The 17614-nt window shown below is 38.0% G+C and carries 17 protein-coding genes and 1 riboswitch; of the genes, 8 read left to right on the forward strand and 9 right to left on the reverse strand.

The window, feature by feature from the left end; translation table 11 throughout:
- Positions 1 to 23: 23 nt before the first annotated feature.
- Complete coding sequence (locus AAJG31_RS11145) at positions 24 to 1436, reverse strand: amino acid permease (RefSeq protein WP_279493801.1); 1413 nt, start codon at positions 1434 to 1436, stop codon at positions 24 to 26.
- Positions 1437 to 1669: 233 nt separating this feature from the next.
- On the opposite strand from AAJG31_RS11145, the gene AAJG31_RS11150 reads away from it, so the two are divergent.
- Positions 1670 to 3238 carry a PucR family transcriptional regulator ligand-binding domain-containing protein gene (locus AAJG31_RS11150; RefSeq protein WP_066037027.1) on the forward strand — a complete coding sequence of 523 codons (1569 nt, stop codon included), beginning with the start codon at positions 1670 to 1672 and terminating at the stop codon, positions 3236 to 3238.
- 52 nt (positions 3239 to 3290) lie between these two features.
- Here the strand turns inward: AAJG31_RS11150 and AAJG31_RS11155 are convergent, their stop codons facing one another.
- Positions 3291 to 4085, reverse strand: a complete 795-nt coding sequence (locus tag AAJG31_RS11155; RefSeq protein ID WP_048393380.1) for a carbon-nitrogen family hydrolase — start codon at positions 4083 to 4085, stop codon at positions 3291 to 3293.
- A 96-nt stretch (positions 4086 to 4181) separates the two neighbouring features.
- Here AAJG31_RS11155 and AAJG31_RS11160 point away from each other — a divergent pair, with 96 nt between their 5' ends.
- Positions 4182 to 5351 carry a pyridoxal phosphate-dependent aminotransferase gene (locus AAJG31_RS11160; RefSeq protein WP_054549107.1) on the forward strand — a complete coding sequence of 390 codons (1170 nt, stop codon included), beginning with the start codon at positions 4182 to 4184 and terminating at the stop codon, positions 5349 to 5351.
- Positions 5352 to 5393: 42 nt separating this feature from the next.
- Here AAJG31_RS11160 and AAJG31_RS11165 read toward each other — a convergent pair whose 3' ends face one another.
- Positions 5394 to 5897 carry a DNA-binding protein gene (locus AAJG31_RS11165; protein WP_279493798.1) on the reverse strand — a complete coding sequence of 168 codons (504 nt, stop codon included), beginning with the start codon at positions 5895 to 5897 and terminating at the stop codon, positions 5394 to 5396.
- 122 nt (positions 5898 to 6019) lie between these two features.
- Positions 6020 to 6124: riboswitch (SAM riboswitch) on the forward strand.
- A gap of 88 nt (positions 6125 to 6212) precedes the next feature.
- Here AAJG31_RS11165 and AAJG31_RS11170 point away from each other — a divergent pair.
- From AAJG31_RS11170 to AAJG31_RS11195, 6 genes are all read left to right on the forward strand, one after another.
- Complete coding sequence (locus AAJG31_RS11170; protein ID WP_048393373.1) at positions 6213 to 7043, forward strand: MetQ/NlpA family ABC transporter substrate-binding protein; 831 nt, start codon at positions 6213 to 6215, stop codon at positions 7041 to 7043.
- Positions 7044 to 7150: 107 nt separating this feature from the next.
- A complete protein-coding gene (locus AAJG31_RS11175; protein ID WP_279493797.1) occupies positions 7151 to 8176 on the forward strand; it encodes an ATP-binding cassette domain-containing protein in 1026 nt (341 codons plus the stop codon).
- A complete protein-coding gene (locus AAJG31_RS11180; RefSeq protein ID WP_048393370.1) occupies positions 8169 to 8840 on the forward strand; it encodes a methionine ABC transporter permease in 672 nt (223 codons plus the stop codon). The genes AAJG31_RS11175 and AAJG31_RS11180 overlap by 8 nt, the downstream gene beginning before the upstream one ends.
- 13 nt (positions 8841 to 8853) lie before the next feature.
- Positions 8854 to 9633 (forward strand): enoyl-CoA hydratase-related protein, encoded by a 780-nt coding sequence (locus tag AAJG31_RS11185; RefSeq protein ID WP_279493795.1) that lies wholly within the window; start codon positions 8854 to 8856, stop codon positions 9631 to 9633.
- Between the two features lie 14 nt (positions 9634 to 9647).
- Positions 9648 to 10808: an alpha-hydroxy acid oxidase gene (locus AAJG31_RS11190; protein WP_103117385.1), complete on the forward strand. Its 1161-nt coding sequence runs from the start codon at positions 9648 to 9650 to the stop codon at positions 10806 to 10808.
- A complete protein-coding gene (locus AAJG31_RS11195; protein ID WP_103117384.1) occupies positions 10805 to 12001 on the forward strand; it encodes a CoA transferase in 1197 nt (398 codons plus the stop codon). Before AAJG31_RS11190 ends, AAJG31_RS11195 begins: the two co-directional genes overlap by 4 nt.
- A 175-nt stretch (positions 12002 to 12176) precedes the next feature.
- On the opposite strand, the gene AAJG31_RS11200 is transcribed toward AAJG31_RS11195, so the two are convergent.
- The 6 genes from AAJG31_RS11200 to AAJG31_RS11225 all read right to left on the reverse strand — a co-directional run bounded on the left by AAJG31_RS11200 (position 12177) and on the right by AAJG31_RS11225 (position 17592).
- On the reverse strand, positions 12177 to 13376 hold the full coding sequence (locus AAJG31_RS11200; protein WP_016992223.1) for a glycine C-acetyltransferase: 1200 nt from the start codon (positions 13374 to 13376) through the stop codon (positions 12177 to 12179).
- 58 nt (positions 13377 to 13434) lie between these two features.
- Complete coding sequence (locus AAJG31_RS11205) at positions 13435 to 14511, reverse strand: nucleotide kinase (protein ID WP_048393360.1); 1077 nt, start codon at positions 14509 to 14511, stop codon at positions 13435 to 13437.
- Positions 14512 to 14612: 101 nt separating this feature from the next.
- The gene (locus AAJG31_RS11210) at positions 14613 to 15248 is read right to left on the reverse strand and encodes a YitT family protein (protein WP_009371629.1); all 636 of its coding nucleotides are present in this window, start codon (positions 15246 to 15248) and stop codon (positions 14613 to 14615) included.
- 119 nt (positions 15249 to 15367) lie between these two features.
- On the reverse strand, positions 15368 to 15862 hold the full coding sequence (gene ybaK / locus AAJG31_RS11215) for a Cys-tRNA(Pro) deacylase (protein WP_009371630.1): 495 nt from the start codon (positions 15860 to 15862) through the stop codon (positions 15368 to 15370).
- Between the two features lie 24 nt (positions 15863 to 15886).
- Positions 15887 to 16612 carry a hypothetical protein gene (locus AAJG31_RS11220; protein ID WP_048393358.1) on the reverse strand — a complete coding sequence of 242 codons (726 nt, stop codon included), beginning with the start codon at positions 16610 to 16612 and terminating at the stop codon, positions 15887 to 15889.
- 326 nt (positions 16613 to 16938) lie between these two features.
- Complete coding sequence (locus AAJG31_RS11225; RefSeq protein ID WP_048393357.1) at positions 16939 to 17592, reverse strand: VanZ family protein; 654 nt, start codon at positions 17590 to 17592, stop codon at positions 16939 to 16941.
- Positions 17593 to 17614: the final 22 nt, after the last annotated feature.

A 17614-nucleotide genomic window follows, 5' to 3' on the forward strand; every position in this document is an offset into this window, starting at 1 on the left:
ATTGACCACTCCTTTTTTTCGTCTTATTGTTCAAAATCAAACTTGTCTTTTGTGAAAAGGGAACTTGATTCATCGGCTTGTTTGATCACCTTTTTCTTTTGAGTCAGCATATAGAAAAGCATCACAATGGCCACAATAACGCATGTAAATAAAATTTGTGAGCGCATAGACTCTATAAAGAACATCGCAATGAGTAATGCTGTTGTTGCTACTATTGTTAAATATGTTAAATATGGAAATAGCCACATTTTCACCTTTAATAGCTCTGGATTTTCTTGCTCAATCTTCCGTCGCATTCTTAACTGTGAAAAGGCAATGATTAAATAAAGAATCAACGTAATAGCACTACAAGAACTTAATAAAAACATAAATACTTTATCTGGCGACACATAGTTCATAATGACCGCAATATATGAGAAAAATGTTGCGGCAAGTATGGCATTAACAGGTGCACCATTTTTATTTAATTTTAAAAATGCCTTTGGTGCTTCTCCTTTTTCCGCTAAAGAAAATACCATTCTTGATGTAGCATATAGTGCTGAATTTAGGCATGATAATACAGCAGTTAAAACAACAAAATTCATAATTTGTGCGGCTGCAGGAATACCAATATAATCAAGTACCGCTACATAAGGACTTGTTAAAATATCTGAGGAATGCCAAGGCAATAGCGTCACTACAACTGCAATAGAGCCTACATAGAAAATTAAAATACGCCAAGTAATAGAATTGGTAGCTTTTGTGACAGCGGCTAACGGTTCATCCGATTCACCAGCAGCAATCGCAACGATTTCTGTCCCCATAAATGAAAAAATAACGATAACGACACCCATTAGAACAGCGCCAAAACCATTTGGCAAAAAACCACCCTGTTCAACTAAATTGGTCATACCAACAGCATTAAAGTTTGGAGCAATACCAAAGATAATAAAAGCACCAAGACCTAGAAAAACGACTATACTTGCAACCTTAATAAGAGAGAACCAATACTCAAACTCACCAAAAGCTTTGACAGAAAGAACATTTGTTAATGTAAGTGCTACAGTTAATAACAGACTTAAAAGCCATAAAGGAATCCCATCGTACCAATATTGAATAATGGCAGCTGCTGCTGTTGCCTCTAAAGCAATGGCAATCACCCAGAAAAACCAGTACAACCATCCAATCATAAAACCTGCCCACGGACCAATGGCTTCATGTGCATAGTGAGCAAACGATCCACTCGTTGGATTGACTGCCGCCATCTCACCTAGCATACGCATAACTAATACAACGATAATTCCTGCAAATATATACGATAAAATTGCCCCTGGACCAGCTAGATTAATGACCGAGCCACTCCCCATAAATAGTCCAGCACCGATTACACCGGCAATCGCAATCATCGTCATATGCCGCTTCTTTAATCCTCTTTGTAAATGCGTTTGTCGCCCCATATCTGTCACCTCTTTTAGTAGATTGCTTGATCGCTTACAAAAATCTTACATCTTTCATAACGTTGAAGTAATAGACAAACTGTAAAATTCTATACTTTTGTTTTATACATAATGTAAAATAGACTAAATATTCTTAAAATAATTTTTAAACGATTTTATGAGTAAATTCTCTGCACCAAGCAGAAATTTTTGAATTCTAACCGCTGACACGCATGTCAAAAGGAGGGGCAAAAATGAGCCCATTTCAACTAAAAGTACTAGACGTTTTACAGAATAAATATTTTCAAAATGCAGAGGTAGTTGCAGGTCATGAGGGATTAACAAGGAGCGTTAAATGGGCACATGTACTAGAAATCATACATGTTGATAATTTTTTAGTTGGTGAAGAGTTAGTATTAACTACAGGGCTTAGTCTCCAACATAGTATTGAGGACTTTGTGTCCTTTATAGAAGCCATCATTCAAAAAAATTGTGCAGCACTTTGTATTGAATATGGCACCTCTATTCAAGCAGTACCCGAAGCGATTTTAACACTTGCCAACCGCCACCAGTTTCCTATTATTGTTTTCCATGAAGCAGTTCCTTTTGTTCGTATTACACAGGATTTACATAGTCAAATTATCAATCAGCAATATCTATTGATTTCTTCACTAGAAGCTTACTCACAAACATTGAACAAAAATGCAGTATTGGGACAAAACACGGACGATATTTTACAAAATATGTATAATGAATTAAAAATACAAATTATGTTTTCCATTAAGGGAAGAGAACCTGTCTTTTTCCCGAATATGGCTCATAAAAAGCGGCAGCAATTCCTAACATTGAATACATCGTCTCAGCAATTTAAACATGAGCCTATTTTTCTATTTGATCAACATTATGCCGATTTATCAATTTATCGAGAAGATGGGCTTTTCTCCGAATTTGAATTATTAATATTAGATCGCACGGCAACAGCGTTGGCACAGCTTTTAATGCGAGAGTTCTATATTGAGGAAAAAAAGAATATTGAGGATGCTTCGATTTTAGCTGATTGGATTGATCAAAAACTATCTAAGGAGGAAATCTATAAATTTATCGTTACACATTATACTAACTATACACAATCCAGTGGCACTGTCTTTATTTTGGCTTCTCCTAATACGTTGACAAAGGCACAGGAGGATGTAGTCTATAGTAAGCTTTATTATCGTAATCTCTTTGAGCAACATGGCTTTATTCCATTTTTATTTGAAAGAAAAAGCTATGTTATTTTTATTTTACTGCATACAAAAGATAGTAAAGCCATTCGTGATATGCTAAACAACATGTTTTCCTCTTTGGTCAAAACTGAATTTTATAAAAAGCAGCAGGCACAAGGTTATCAGATAGCTATTGGGAAGGTTGTTTGTGATGTAGATGAAATTCCTAAAAGCTATCAAACTGCACTAGAAACCTTATATATTTGTCGAAAAGTACAAACGTCCTCGTTCTTTTACGATGATCTGCATTTATATCATTTAATCTATAAATTACAAATGCAGGTGGATTTACAGGAAGTGATTTATGACTATTTACAGCCCGTTATTGAATACGATGAAAAATATAATAGTAAGCTTCTCGAAACATTGCAGGTGTATTTACAAACAAATGGCTCTAAACAGCAAACAGCGAATCAATTGTTTATTGTTCGTCAAACACTCTATCACCGCTTAAAAAAGCTTGAAAGTTTACTTGGTAAAAATTTTATGAACGGGCATAACCGCATTACACTTGAATTTATGCTACTAGCCAATTCATTAATCGAGGATAAGAGCTAGAAAAAAGTTGGCACGCTTAAAAGGTTAACTCCCCTCCTAAGCGTGCCCTTTATTACCCTTTCACAACTACATCGTGATACAATCCAGGTCTACGATCATCGTAAACAGGAATTCTTCCACGTACTTCATCGACAATGGAAAAGTCTACATCGATCACTGCTACTTCCTCGTCCTCAGCACCTACCCATAATACTTCTCCCCAAGGCTGAATAATCATAGACTGCCCATTAAAATTTTCTACCTTTTTCGAAATACGATTAACTGCAATGACAAAGCATTGATTTTCAATCGCACGAGCCTGTAGCAACGTTTTCCAATGGTCAATCCTTGGAGTTGGCCACTGCGCTGGTACAAATAATACCTTTGCTCCTTGTAATGCATGTGCACGTAACCATTCTGGGAAGCGAATATCATAGCAAATGACACCAGCAGCTTCAATATCATCTAAAGCAAAACGATTCATTTCATCCCCTGCTTCCAAGTAAAGATGCTCGTCCATTAAACGGAAAAGATGTGCCTTGCTATATTCCCCAACAAGTTCTCCATTACGATCAAAGGTATACATCGTATTATAAAATTTATCGCCTTTCTTTGTTGAAACAGAGCCCCCTACAATATGTACATCAAGTTCCTTAGCAAGTTTAGCCAAAAAGGCCTTTGTCCGCTCACCATTGATATCTGCTAGCTCAGGCAGTTTCTCTAAAGCATAGCCTGTATTCCACATTTCAGGTAACACTATGATTTCTGCCCCATTTTTTGCAGCTTCACGAATCTTATCCTCGGCACGTTCAAAATTTTCTTCAACTTTGCCAAAGCCAACATTTAATTGAATACAACCGATTTTCATCTCTATTCCTCCTCTAGACAATTAACAGAAAAAGTAATACTATTTGCTTCATATTCTTCAATAATAATTATTATATTCTGAAAAAGGTGATCATGCATGGAATTCTCTAAAAAACTACAGCAACTACCCACTCAATTTTTTGCAGCACTCGTTCAAAAAGTAAACTTGGCTCTAGAAGAAGGGCGTGATGTCATTAACCTTGGGCAAGGAAATCCCGATCAGCCAACGCCTATTCACATCATTCAAGCATTACAGGAAGCAGCTGAAAATCCTCAAAACCACAAATATTCACCATTTAGAGGTCTCGCTGAATTACGCCAAGCTGCTGCGGACTTTTATCAACGTGAATATCAGGTAGAACTAAATCCAGATACAGAGGTAGCGATTCTTGGTGGAACAAAAATTGGTCTAGTTGAGCTACCTTTAGCTGTGTTAAACCCTGGTGACACGATGCTCTTACCAGATCCTGGCTATCCAGATTACCTATCAGGTGTTGTACTAGGAGACGTCAATTTTGAAGTAATGCCCCTTTTTGCTGAAAATGATTTCTTACCTGATTATCATGCATTACCTGATGAAGTGAAAGAAAAAGCAAAGCTTCTTTACTTAAATTACCCGAACAACCCTACAGGTGGTACAGCATCACTTGCGTTTTTTGAAGAGACCGTTCGCTTTGCGAAGGAGCACAATATTATCGTATCACATGATTTTGCTTATGGGGCAATAGGATTTGACGGTAATAAACCAGTTAGCTTCCTTCAAGCAAAGGGTGCAAAAGAAGTAGGAGTTGAAATGTATACATTATCGAAAACCTATAATATGGCTGGCTGGCGTATAGGCTTCGCTGTAGGGAATGCCGAGATTATTGCTGCTATTAATCTAATTCAGGATCATCTGTTTTGTAGTCAATTCCCTGCCATTCAACAAGCCGCAGCAGTAGCACTGACGGCTTCCCAGCAATGTGCGGATGAACTACGAGCTACTTATGAGCGTCGCCGCAATGTACTCATTGAAGAAGCTCGAAGAATTGGCTGGCATGTTACGGCTCCAAGTGGCTCCTTCTTCGCATGGCTCCCTGTACCACTAGGCTATACAAGTGAACAGTTTGCTGATCTTTTGCTCGAAAAAGCTGATATCGCTGTAGCAGCAGGTAATGGCTTCGGTCAATATGGTGAAGGCTATGTACGCGTAGGATTGCTGGTTAGTGAGGAGCGCTTACGTGAAGCAATCCATAGAATCGAGCAATTACAATTGTTTAAAAGATAATGACGCCGTATCCTGTAGCTATCCCTAGCTACAGGATTATTACTATTTTTCAATTTTCCTTGGTTGCCCTAAACCATTTTCTAATGGATAAAATTGAACATGACCTGTTTCATCATCCCATTTTCGAATATGTTGAATCCCTTGTACCTCTGCCAACACGATGTCAGCAGTAATAACAGGGTTGCCCCCTTTTATTAAATGCCCACCTGATACAACACCCCATTGATCGCTCATAGAACCATGGAAATGTGTCTCATATCCACCATCTCGCTTACACACCACACCTGAACCTTGAATAAATTCTAATGGTCCCTCTTTTTCAATCACATCACTAAAACGAACTTGAATTTGAGCTGTTGCATCTGGCACTAAATAAACAAAGCTGCTTTTTTGAAAGCTGCCAATACAGCTTACAATTGTTGCTGACTCTATGCTATTCTCTTTGCAAAGCGCTTCAATCCCTTCAATGATATCTGTTCCCGTTAGAAAACGAGCACTAATAACCTTACCAAATGAACCTATACCATAATTAACTCTTACAGACATTGTTATCCCTCTTTTGCGTCGAAATATTATAATTATATAAAAAATTTAAAAATTATTTATTGACTTACTATACCCTATAAATTATATTAGTTCTATCGGAATTACAAAAAAATATTATAAATCTCTTATCAAGAGTAGCTGAGGGACTGGCCCTATGAAGCTCGGCAACCTCCTTTTTATAGGAAGGTGCTAAATCCTGCAAACGATCTTCGTTTGATAGATAAGAGAGGACATCTTTTCATGAGCCTCTCTTAATTTGTAAGAGAGTTTTTTTATTTTCAAAAAACCGATAAAAACAATCTTGGAGGTATTTTCATGAAAAAGAAAAATAAATTTTTAGTAGGTTTAGCAAGTTTAACATTAGTAGCAGCTTTAGCAGGCTGTGGCTCTAAAGAAGATAGTAAAAGCCAAGCTGAAGGAATTGATGAAAAGAAAATCGTTGTAGGCGTCACTTCTGGTCCACACGAACAAATTGCAGAAGTAGCCGCTAAAGTAGCAAAAGAAAATGGGCTAGAAGTAGAACTAAAATCATTTTCTGACTATGTTTTACCTAATACATCCTTAGCTGAAGGTGATCTTGATGCGAACAGCTATCAACACGAGCCTTTCCTAGATACATTTAATAAAGACCATGATACAGATTTAGTACCAGTGGGCAAGACGATTTTAAATCCAATGGGTATCTACTCAGAAAAATATAAATCCTTTGATGACATTCCTGACGGTGCAACGTTTGGCTTACCAAATGACCCAACGAATGGAGCACGTGCCCTCTTTGTTTTACAGGAAGCTGGCTATATTAAGTTAAAAGAGGGTGCAGACTTAACAGCCTCGATCCGTGATGTAGAAGAAAACAAAAAGAATTTAAAATTCATTGAATTAGAGGCAGCTCAAATTCCTAAACAACTTAGTGAAGTAGATGTAGCAGCTATTAATACAAACTTTGCACTAGAAGCTGGCATTAACCCTAAAGATGACTCTATTTTATTGGAATCTACTGATTCTCCATACGTGAACTATATTGTTGTACGTGCTGAAAATGAAAATGATCCAACAATTAAAAAGTTCGTTGAGGCTTACCAATCTGACGAAGTGCGTCAATTCATCGAAGAGGAATTCAAAGGTTCTGTAATCCCTAGCTGGTAATATGTTCAGAAAGCTTCTATAAAGCCAAAGAATCTGCTGAAATTCCCCAATGGGAAGACGAGCAGATTCTTGCTTTTTAGAAGGTTGAGAAAGGAGCAAACAATCGCATGATTCAATTACAAAATATCTCAAAAGAATTTAAATCGAAAAAAGGCATCATAAAAGCTGTGGATGGCATCAACCTTCACGTAAAAAAGGGACAAATTCATGGTGTAATCGGCTATAGTGGTGCTGGTAAAAGTACACTCATTCGTTGCGTTAATCTACTAGAACGTCCTACAGCAGGAAAAGTAGTGATAGACAATGTAGACATTACGACCCTTTCTCTTCACGAATTACGTCAAACACGCCAAAAAATCGGGATGATCTTCCAGCACTTTAATCTCTTAAAAACAGCAACAGTTTACAATAATATTGCAGTTCCCTTAAAGCTACTAGGCTATAAAGAGGCGGAAGTAAAAAACCGAGTAGCTAAGTATGCTGAAATTGTCGGTTTAACAGATAAACTAGATAGTTACCCAAATCAACTTTCAGGTGGTCAAAAACAGCGTGTGGCTATTGCACGTGCCTTAGCACAGGAACCAGAGATTTTACTTAGTGACGAAGCAACAAGTGCACTTGATCCTGAGACAACGGAAGCCATTCTTGAATTGTTGTTAAAAATTAATCGTGAATTAGGCATTACGATTCTGCTCATCACACATGAAATGAATGTAATTCAAAAAATTTGCGATGAGGTTTCTGTTCTAGAATCAGGGAAAGTTGTGGAATTTGGCACAGCGATTGAACTTTTTGCGAAACCGAAGCACCCTACAACGCGAAAGTTTTTAAATACAATTTCACAACGTAATTTATCCCCCTCTCTTATTGAGCAATTAAATGTTTCAGGAAGTGTAATCCGTTTAACATTCCTTGGTGAAAGTACTGGTAAGCCATTATTAGCAGAAGTCACTAAGGTATATGATGTGCAACCAAATATTTTAACAGCTAATATCATTGAATTAAAAAACGGTATTGTCGGCAATATTGTGGTGCATTTACATGGCGAAATGCAGATTGTCCAAAAGGCGTTAACATATTTTTCAGAAAATGGCGTGGCAGTGGAAGAATTAGGAGGTGCATTCAATGAGTAGTATCCAAAGCTTCTTTACAGATTGGTCAGATGTTATTGGCAAAGCAATTATCGAAACATTTCAAATGGTCGGAATTTCATTATTTTTCTCCATTCTGATTGGCATTCCATTAGGGCTATTAATCGTTTTAACACGACCAGGACAATCCTTTGAAAATAAATTTTTCTATCAGTTTTTTAATCTATTTATCAATATTGTTCGCTCTGTTCCATTTATCATTTTATTATTCTTCATCTTACCTTTTACCAAGTTAATTGTAGGTACAACAATTGGTGTTAAAGGTGTAATCGTTCCACTAGTTGTTTACACAGCTCCTTATATTGCACGACTGATGGAATCTGCGCTTTTAGAAGTGGATTCCGGAGTAGTAGAAGCCTACACAGCCATGGGTATTAAACGTCGCCATATCATTTGGCATGTCCTATTACGTGAAGCGCGACCATCTATTATTTTAGGCTTAACAATTGCCACAATAGGATTAATTGGTGCAACAGCAATGGCAGGAATGGTTGGTGCTGGCGGTTTAGGTGACCTTGCCTATCGTTATGGTCATTTGCGCTATGAGGTTGATGTGATGTATGCAACTGTCTTTATCTTAATCATCCTTGTGCAGAGCATTCAATCCATTGGTAACCGCTTCGCCGCGAAGTTGAAAAAAGATTAAGAGGAGAATGAAGATGACAAACGAAATTTATGTAGAGAAAAGTGGCTATATTGCAACGTTAGTATTAAACCGCCCGGATAAACGGAATTCTTTATCAAGGGCAATGTTTCAAGCCATAGTAGACCAACTAGAGCTGCTCCGTATAGATTCTTCCATCAAACTTTTAATTGTTCGCGGTGTCAATGAAGTAGCCTTTTCTTCCGGTGCAGATATTAGCGAGTTTTTAGATGTTCGTTATGCTACAGACAATGCTAAAGCCTATAATGAATTGGCTCTAAAGGCGATCGATGCTCTCTATAAATTTCCACACCCGACAATTGCTATGATTCAGGGCTTAGCAATTGGTGGTGGCTTAGAGTTAGCAAATGCTTGTGATTTTAGAATAGCAACGCCTAAGAGTAAGCTAGGCATTACCGCTGCAAACATAGGTATTGTATATAATTTAGAAAGCACGAAACGTCTCATCAATATTGTTGGTGTCGCTAAGGCAAAGGAAATTTTGTACACAGCTACTATTTTTACAGCTGAAGAAGGAAAAAATATTGGTTTAATTACGGCCCTACACGAACCAGAGGAAATTGATGAGGCGACATTGCAATTCGCTGAACATTTATTAAGTAAATCATCCATTGCAAACGCAGGCATCAAAAAAATTATCCAAGCAATTGTTGATGGTGAAATTGAAGAAAACGATGAGCTGGCACAGTTAGTTTTGGATTCATTTAGTTCAGACGATTATAACGAAGGTATTCAAGCCTTTTTAAATAAAAGAAAGCCTATTTTCAATAAATAAGTGAGGTAGTAACGATGACAAACATAACTGATGGCGATCTACTCTTAAAAAATATAACTGCTCAAGCCCCCTTCCCCATTTGCTTTGCAGATTTAGAAAAGGCTGTAGCGGAAAAAATCGAAGCTGGCCCTTTTGGCTACATCCGTTCAGGTGCTGGCGGTGAACAAACACTGCGCAATAATCGTGCAGCTTTTGAGAAGTATTCCATTGTTCCCCGATTTTTAAATGATGTGTCAAACGTTGATACATCGGTTCATTTGTTTGGTAAAACATATCCAACTCCTTTGCTTTTTGCTCCTGTGGGCATGAACGGAATGGTTCACGATGAAGGTGAGCTTGCCGTTGCACGTGCCGCCCAGTTTTTAAATATCCCTTATATACAAAGCACTGTGTCCACTTTTGCTCTTGAAGAAGTTGCTCAAGCTGCGCCTTCTGCAACAAAATGGTTTCAATTATATTGGTCTACTAATGAAGAAATTGCTTTTAGCATGGCTGCACGTGCGGAGGAAGCTGGATTTGAAGCGATCGTTTTAACTGTCGACACCGTAATGCTAGGCTGGCGTGAAGAAGATGTACGCAATCAATTTTCACCATTGAAGCTAGGCTATGCAAGAGGAAATTATATGAATGATCCCGTTTTTACAGCCACTTTACCTGATGATTCATTCGAGTCCTACGTACAAGGTGTCTTGCAAAATGTCTTCCACCCAACACTTAATTGGGAACATGTTAGAGAGCTAAAAAAACGTACCAACCTTCCTATATTATTGAAGGGAATTTTACATCCTGAAGATGCAAAACATGCTATCGACAATGGTATTGATGGCATTATTGTATCAAACCATGGTGGCCGTCAATTAGATGGTGTGATTGGTTCACTTGATGCCCTTCCTGCTATTGTGAAAGTTGTGAATGGACAAATTCCTATTATATTAGATAGTGGTGTATATCGTGGCATGGATGCCTTAAAAGCACTTGCTTTAGGAGCGAATGCAGTTGCAATTGGACGTCCTTTCGTCTATGGACTAGCCCTTGAGGGACAACAAGGTGTCGAAAAGGTGATGACCAATCTTTATGATGAATTAAAGGTTTCTATCGCATTAGCCGGTGCTACCTCTGTCAAAGGATTACGCAACATCACATTAGTCAAACAGGATGGGACTGAGGGTAAATGAAACAAGCATTACAAGGATTAAAGGTTATCGATTTATCACAAGTCTTAGCAGGTCCCTATTGCACCATGGTATTAGCAGATATGGGTGCAGAAGTTATCAAAATTGAAAAATACCCAAATGGAGACGATACCCGTACAATGGGTCCATTCGTTAATGAAGAAAGTCATATGTATATGATGGTTAATCGTAATAAAAAAGGTGTCTGCATCAATTTAAAAACGACTGAAGGACTGACTTTATTTAAAGAATTGATTCAATCTGTTGATGTACTTGTGGAAAATTATCGACCAGGTGTAACGAAAAAGCTGGGTATTGATTATGACACATTAAAAGCCATCAATCCGGGCCTAATTTACTGCTCTATTTCCGGTTATGGTCAAACAGGTCCTTATAGTCAAAAGGGTGGCTATGATATTATGGCTCAGGGTCTGAGTGGCTTAATGCATATGACAGGTGAAGCAGATGGACGACCTGTAAAGGTTGGCTTTGCGGTGAATGATATTGCTGCTGCACAAACAGCCTTACAATCGATTTTAATGGCCTATATTTATAAGCTTCGTAGTGGTGAAGGTCAATATATTGATGTGTCCTTAGTGGAGTCAGGTCTTGCGTGGACTGTTTGGGAGGCCGCTGCTTACTTCGGAAAGGGTGAGTTACCTGAGCGAACAGGAACCGCCCATCGTGTGTCTGCGCCCTATCAAGGTTTCAAAACACAGGATGACTATATTCTAGTAGGTGCTGGCAATCAAAAGCTATGGGAGATTTTTGCGGCAAAGGTTGTCAATCGACCTGATTGGTTAGACAATCCTCTCTTTGCTACCAACTATTCACGTGCCCAACATGTGAGGGAGCTGGAAGCAGAAATTGAAAGCGAGCTAATTAAGCATAAGGCTATCTACTGGCTCGAACTATTAGATAAGCATGGTGTACCATCTAGTCCAATCTATTCTTATGACCAAACATTGAATGACCCTCATATACTAGAGCGTGGCATGGTACTGTCCTATGAGCATCCGACTGCTGGACCAATGAGAACATTGGGCTTCCCAGCTAAGTTTTCACAAACACCTGGACAGCTAACAAGTGCAGCACCCACTTTAGGACAACATAATGAAGAAATTTTACAGGCATTAAATATTTCTGGTCAAGCTATTCAACAGCTCAAGGCAGGCAAAATAATTGGGTCAAAATAAAGAGATTGTCTATTTTTAGATCGCCCTATCAGTTAGATTTAAGCTTCTATCGGTCACTTTTTTGATTCTATCCTTCACTTTTTTGATTCTATCCTTCACTTTTTTGATTCTATCCTTCACTTTTTCTTTTCTATCATGCAAAAAAGGCTTCCCCATTCATGAGGAAGCCTTTTTCTTATTGAATAACGCCTAATTCACGACCAACCTTCTCGTAAATCGCAATTGCATCATCAAGCATTTCTTTTGTATGTGCCGCTGTTGGCATATTCCGAACGCGACCTGTACCTTTTGGAACTGTTGGGAAGACAATTGATTTTGCATAAACGCCTTCTTCAAATAAACGTTTTGAAAATTCCTGTGTTAATTTTTCATCCCCAATGATGCATGGAGTAATTGGTGTCTCAGACGCACCAATATTAAAGCCAAGCTTCTCAAGCCCCGCTTTTAAATAATTACCATTATCCCACAGTTTATCGTGTAGCTCTGTTGAATCAATCAGCATTTGCACGGCTGCTGTAATAGCGGCTACATCACCTGGTGGTAATGCTGTTGAGAATAGGAATGGGCGTGAGCGAACTTTTAGCCAATCAATTAAATTTTTCTTACCTGCTACATAGCCACCTACTACACCAATGGCTTTTGATAATGTACCAATTTGGAAATCAATTTCTTTTTCTAATCCAAAATGCTTCACAGTTCCTTTTCCTTTACCTGTTACACCCGAACCATGTGCATCATCCACATACGTGATTAAATCAAACTCTTTAGCTATTTCCACAATTTCAGGTAATTTAGCAATATCACCATCCATTGAGAAGACACCATCTGTGATAACCATGATTTTATTGTATAAACCTGATTCCTTTGCTGCCTTTGCCTTTGCACGTAAATCCTCCATATCAGAGTGATTAAACGCGATGATTTTTGCCTTTGATAAGCGACATCCATCAATAATAGAGGCATGGTTTAATTGATCAGATAGAATGGCATCATTTTTATCCATTACAGCCGAAATAGCTGCCATATTACAATTAAATCCAGATTGATAAGAAATAGCCGCTTCTGTTCCTTTAAATTCAGCAAGCTTTTCTTCTAATTTTACGTGCAAGTCAAGTGTCCCGTTGATTGTACGAACAGCACCTGCTCCAACACCGTATTTATCAATTGTCTCTTTGGCAATACGCTTTAATTCTTCATTTGTTGCTAAACCAAGATAGTTGTTAGAGGATAAGTTAACAAGATTTTTGCCACGGACCTGAATAATTGGGCCATTTGCTCCCTCTACTGGATCGATTTCATTGTATAAGCCTTGTTCATGTAAGGCTTGTAGGTTTTCATCTAAAAATGCATTCAATACTTTTGACAAGCGTATCATCCTTTCCTAGGAAAACTGTTCTCGCTCCTAGTTTAGCACATGCAAGCCATTAGCTACATTACTTTGTTAATCTTTCGAATAGTGGCGCTGTTTTTTCGCGCCATAAAGAAGCCGATAGACAATTATCTAATAAACGACGAACGGTATATTCAGCTTCTGCATATCGTTTGGAATGGCCCATCGCATCCTGTATAGCTTCTTTGTATTGTGCTCGCACTGCCTCGATCGCAGTTTCTGCTTCCTCTGACAGCGCACAATGTTGACCAATATCAAATATCTTATCCCCTAACCTACCATCCTCTGGATCAAAGATATGAGGCTCTGTGCTATCAAAAATACAGAAATTAAGCTCTGGGATAATGACCATATCTACAGATTCCGCATCTAAGCCACACCAAACAATTTGTGCATCAAGCCCTCTTGCATTTGCTTCATCGGCTAAGCTTTTCATTAGTGAAGATTTGCCTGTACCTGGCTTACCTTTAATCATGAAGCGAGTCGTGATACTTTTGGTGATACTATCCACTGTATTTTCCGCACCTCTAGGAGTTAGCGTTCCCAGTAAACGATGTGTCCGCATACCTGTTTTATTCAGAATAATAGATTGGAACACTTCCGACTTTAAATTTTCCACCTGTTCATTTAATGCCTGCCAGTTCATACAGCTTTGTGTGATAACCTCCCAGTCATCATGTAGCTTGATTGCTTGATCCAGTTTCGCTATGCATTTTTCACGCCATGTTGCACGCTCTTGCATCGCCTCTGCAAGCTGTTCTCCAACCTTTTTAAGCTGTATGTCTTCTAAGCATTCATAGAAAGACATGACACGATGCTTTGTACCGAGTAAAGTTGGCTCGATATTCCACTCAGATGCCCATACAAAAAGTCTGTTACAGCCTTTTATATAAACGGCCTCAACAACCTCCTCTAATAAAGCATGCTTAAACCACTCGACAGCAAAGCCCTGTTTCACATAGAAGTATCCTAGTTCTTTTAACAGTTCTGAACCTTTAAATGTGGCAGGCCCTTGCAAAAAATAAACGAGAGACGCCTCTTCCATCATTTCTTTATATAAATGCTTCACACCTTGGCCAGTCAATGCGTGTCCAAAATAATACGTTACATTTCCGTTCAAATGTCGTTCCTCCTTTAGCTTATGCCCTGCATTATATGAAAGAACGCTAAAAAAAATGAAAAGCTACTTCTATCCTTTACAGATCTAAGTAGCTTCTTGGTTTAATAGAATGGCTTCATGCCCTCCATATTTCCAATACATTTCATCAATATTTTACGACAATACGGTAATGAATATTGCACAATATAGCCTGAGGTTAAGGCGATCAATACCGTCCCTACTCCAACTGGTCCTCCTAGAAGCCAGCCAACAATGGTTACAAGTACTTCAATTCCCATTCTTGCTGTCTTAATAGATCCGCCAAATTTTTCAACAAGTATCATCATTAAGGTATCCCTTGGTCCTGCGCCCATATTCGGTGCAATATACATCCCACAGCCAAAGCTCAAAACAAATAAACCAATTATAAAATATGTAATTTGTAAGCCATATACATCCGTTGAGGGCAACAGCCAGTTAAATACATCAATGAACGAGCCGATTAGCAGCATATTGAGCCAAGTACCTATCTTTGGCCATTGACGTAATACAATGGATGTTGAAGCAACTATAAAGAGTCCTGTTACAATAGACCATGTGCCGATACTTAACCCAAAATTTTGAAAGAGACCTACATGTAAAACATCCCATGGGCTTGTGCCAACGATTTTCCCCTTTATCGACATCGTGATTCCAAGTGACATCACCATTAAGCCACCAATAAAAAAGGTCCAACGCCACCCCATTATTCTACGCATTCCTTATCCTTCTCTCTATGAATAATATTGCTATTACTTTATCATACTTTCAACCAAAATTAAGCTATAGTGCTTAAACTAAACCGTTTATCTTACCACATAAAAAACTACCCATTCTCTCACTCATGGGTAGTTGTAATTGAGGCAAGTTGTGCCTTTGTTATATTCTTCAAATCATCTATTTGTACATGAATTTGCATACCAATTTTCCCAGCACTAACGATTATACTACCTTGTTCTTGAGCAGATACATCGATGACCGTTGGATATAACTTCTTCATCCCTACTGGTGAACATCCACCACGAACATAACCAGTATGGCTAAGTAGATCTTTTACCGCTAACATTTCAATTTTCTTTTCCCCAACTACCTTCGCGGCTGCTTTTAAGTCCAGCTCTTCAGCCACTGGAATAACAAATACAAATAACCTTTGTGCACTTGCTTTTGCTACTAATGTTTTAAATACCCTAGCAACAGGCTGTCCTATTTTCTCAGCTACAGAAACACCATCAACTTGACCGTCCCCTGTTTCATATTCCATCACATCAAAATGAATTTTTTGTTGTTCTAATAAACGAATCGCATTCGTTTTCGCGTGCTTTGCCTTTGCCATGTCAACAATCTCCTATCTACAGCATCAGGCTATCAAAGAGAACATAGAATCCTTGTCTGGACGATAGCCATTTTTCGTCATTTGAACGTGAGCCGCATATCTTTCCGATGCCTGTTTAAATGCTCTTAACTTGAATGCAGTCTCATAGTTCTTACCGAAAATTGTATCTGCAAATGGGTCCAATTTCAATTCCTTCGAGTAACGTTCAGGAACCTTCACTTCAATGATGTCACGTACAAAAGATGGTTCGCTTTCATTTGTGGCAACCTCGTCAACATTTGAATTATTTAACATATGCTGTATTTGAGCATCAACGCTTTGCGCCACACGTAAATCTTGAGGAGAAGGCTCTGCTGATGTCAATGCTGCATTACGTACCTGCTCTAAAATGTGTAGTGTGTCACCTAGTTCTGAATCGGATATATTCGAGGGATCAGCGTTATCATTCATTCCTACTTTATAGGTTTGCTCATGTGCCCGTACACTCTTTTCTGTTTGCTGTAAATCTTCCATAATGGCTTTCTGCTGAGGAGTTACTTCTTTTGACTCTTCTTGCTGCTGGTCATACAAATCTTGGTCAGTACGTCCTAATAATAAATTTTCAAGTTCAATCAATAATGGGTTTTTCTTTGGCTGAAAATACATCGCATTTTTTCTATAGGCATCTCCTGCCTCTTTACGCTGAAGTATTTTTTTACGATTATGCTGGGATGAAATTCTTTCTTGTTCCATTAAATTTGATATTTTCATAGTTTTCACCTCGCCCTTCTATCTACATATGCTAATAAGTTAATAGATATGAACATTCTTCCTCACACTCTATCTATACCATTTTATAAGTTTCTGTACACTCATTATCGGAATTTTCACTATTAAATTCAAGCACTAATTACTACTAACCTCCTAAAGAGATACTAATTATTTTCAAAAATAGGTATAAAGAATCTCATCTAATTAATGTTTTCATATTCATTTATTAGCTCCATACCCTTTTCAATAAAATTTATTACCATATACACTACACAAATAGTGTTAATCAACGTAAAAAAACAGCCCTTCATACTGGACTGCTTTTCTTATTTTTTGGGTCTAATCAATATCCCTTTATAGGCTAAGTAACCAAGCCATGCACCAATTGTATTCAAAATTAAATCATCAATATCCGCAGAACCAACGGTAAAAATAAATTGAACGGTTTCGACAGCAAGACTAGAAATAAAGCCTAAACAAATAATAACCCACGCTTTTCGGAATTTCTTCGATAGCAATGGCAGTAAAAAGCCCATGGGAGTAAAAATTAATAAGTTGCCAAGTAAGTTAACGATTATAATTTCCCAATTAAAATATTGAGAGTAGTTTATATAACGGAGAATCGTCTCGAAGGGAATAAAATTAGTAGTTAATCGCCAGCTACTATAATCAAACAATCCTAAGTCACCTATAGAATAATCTCCCCTTAATAAAATGACGACTACATCTACTAAGCGATCAATAACCAATTTATAAAAAGCCATAAATGAATAGATACTAAATAAAATCCAACCTGCGATCTTTAGCGGCAAATGATATGTATCAATGACATCCCGATATGGTAATGGGAGCTTGGCATTATTTTGAACATCCGCTATGTTGTTTTTAGACAAGCTTAACACCCACTTCCCTTTTATTCCTTCCCATATTTTAATATGCTCAACTATAGCTTGCAAGTAGCTGAAAAAATTATCATCCAAAAAGGCTGTCTCCTACCAGCAG

Origin of the sequence: Lysinibacillus sp. BS3 (assembly GCF_039614735.1) — a bacterium.
GTDB lineage: Bacteria > Bacillota > Bacilli > Bacillales_A > Planococcaceae > Lysinibacillus > Lysinibacillus capsici.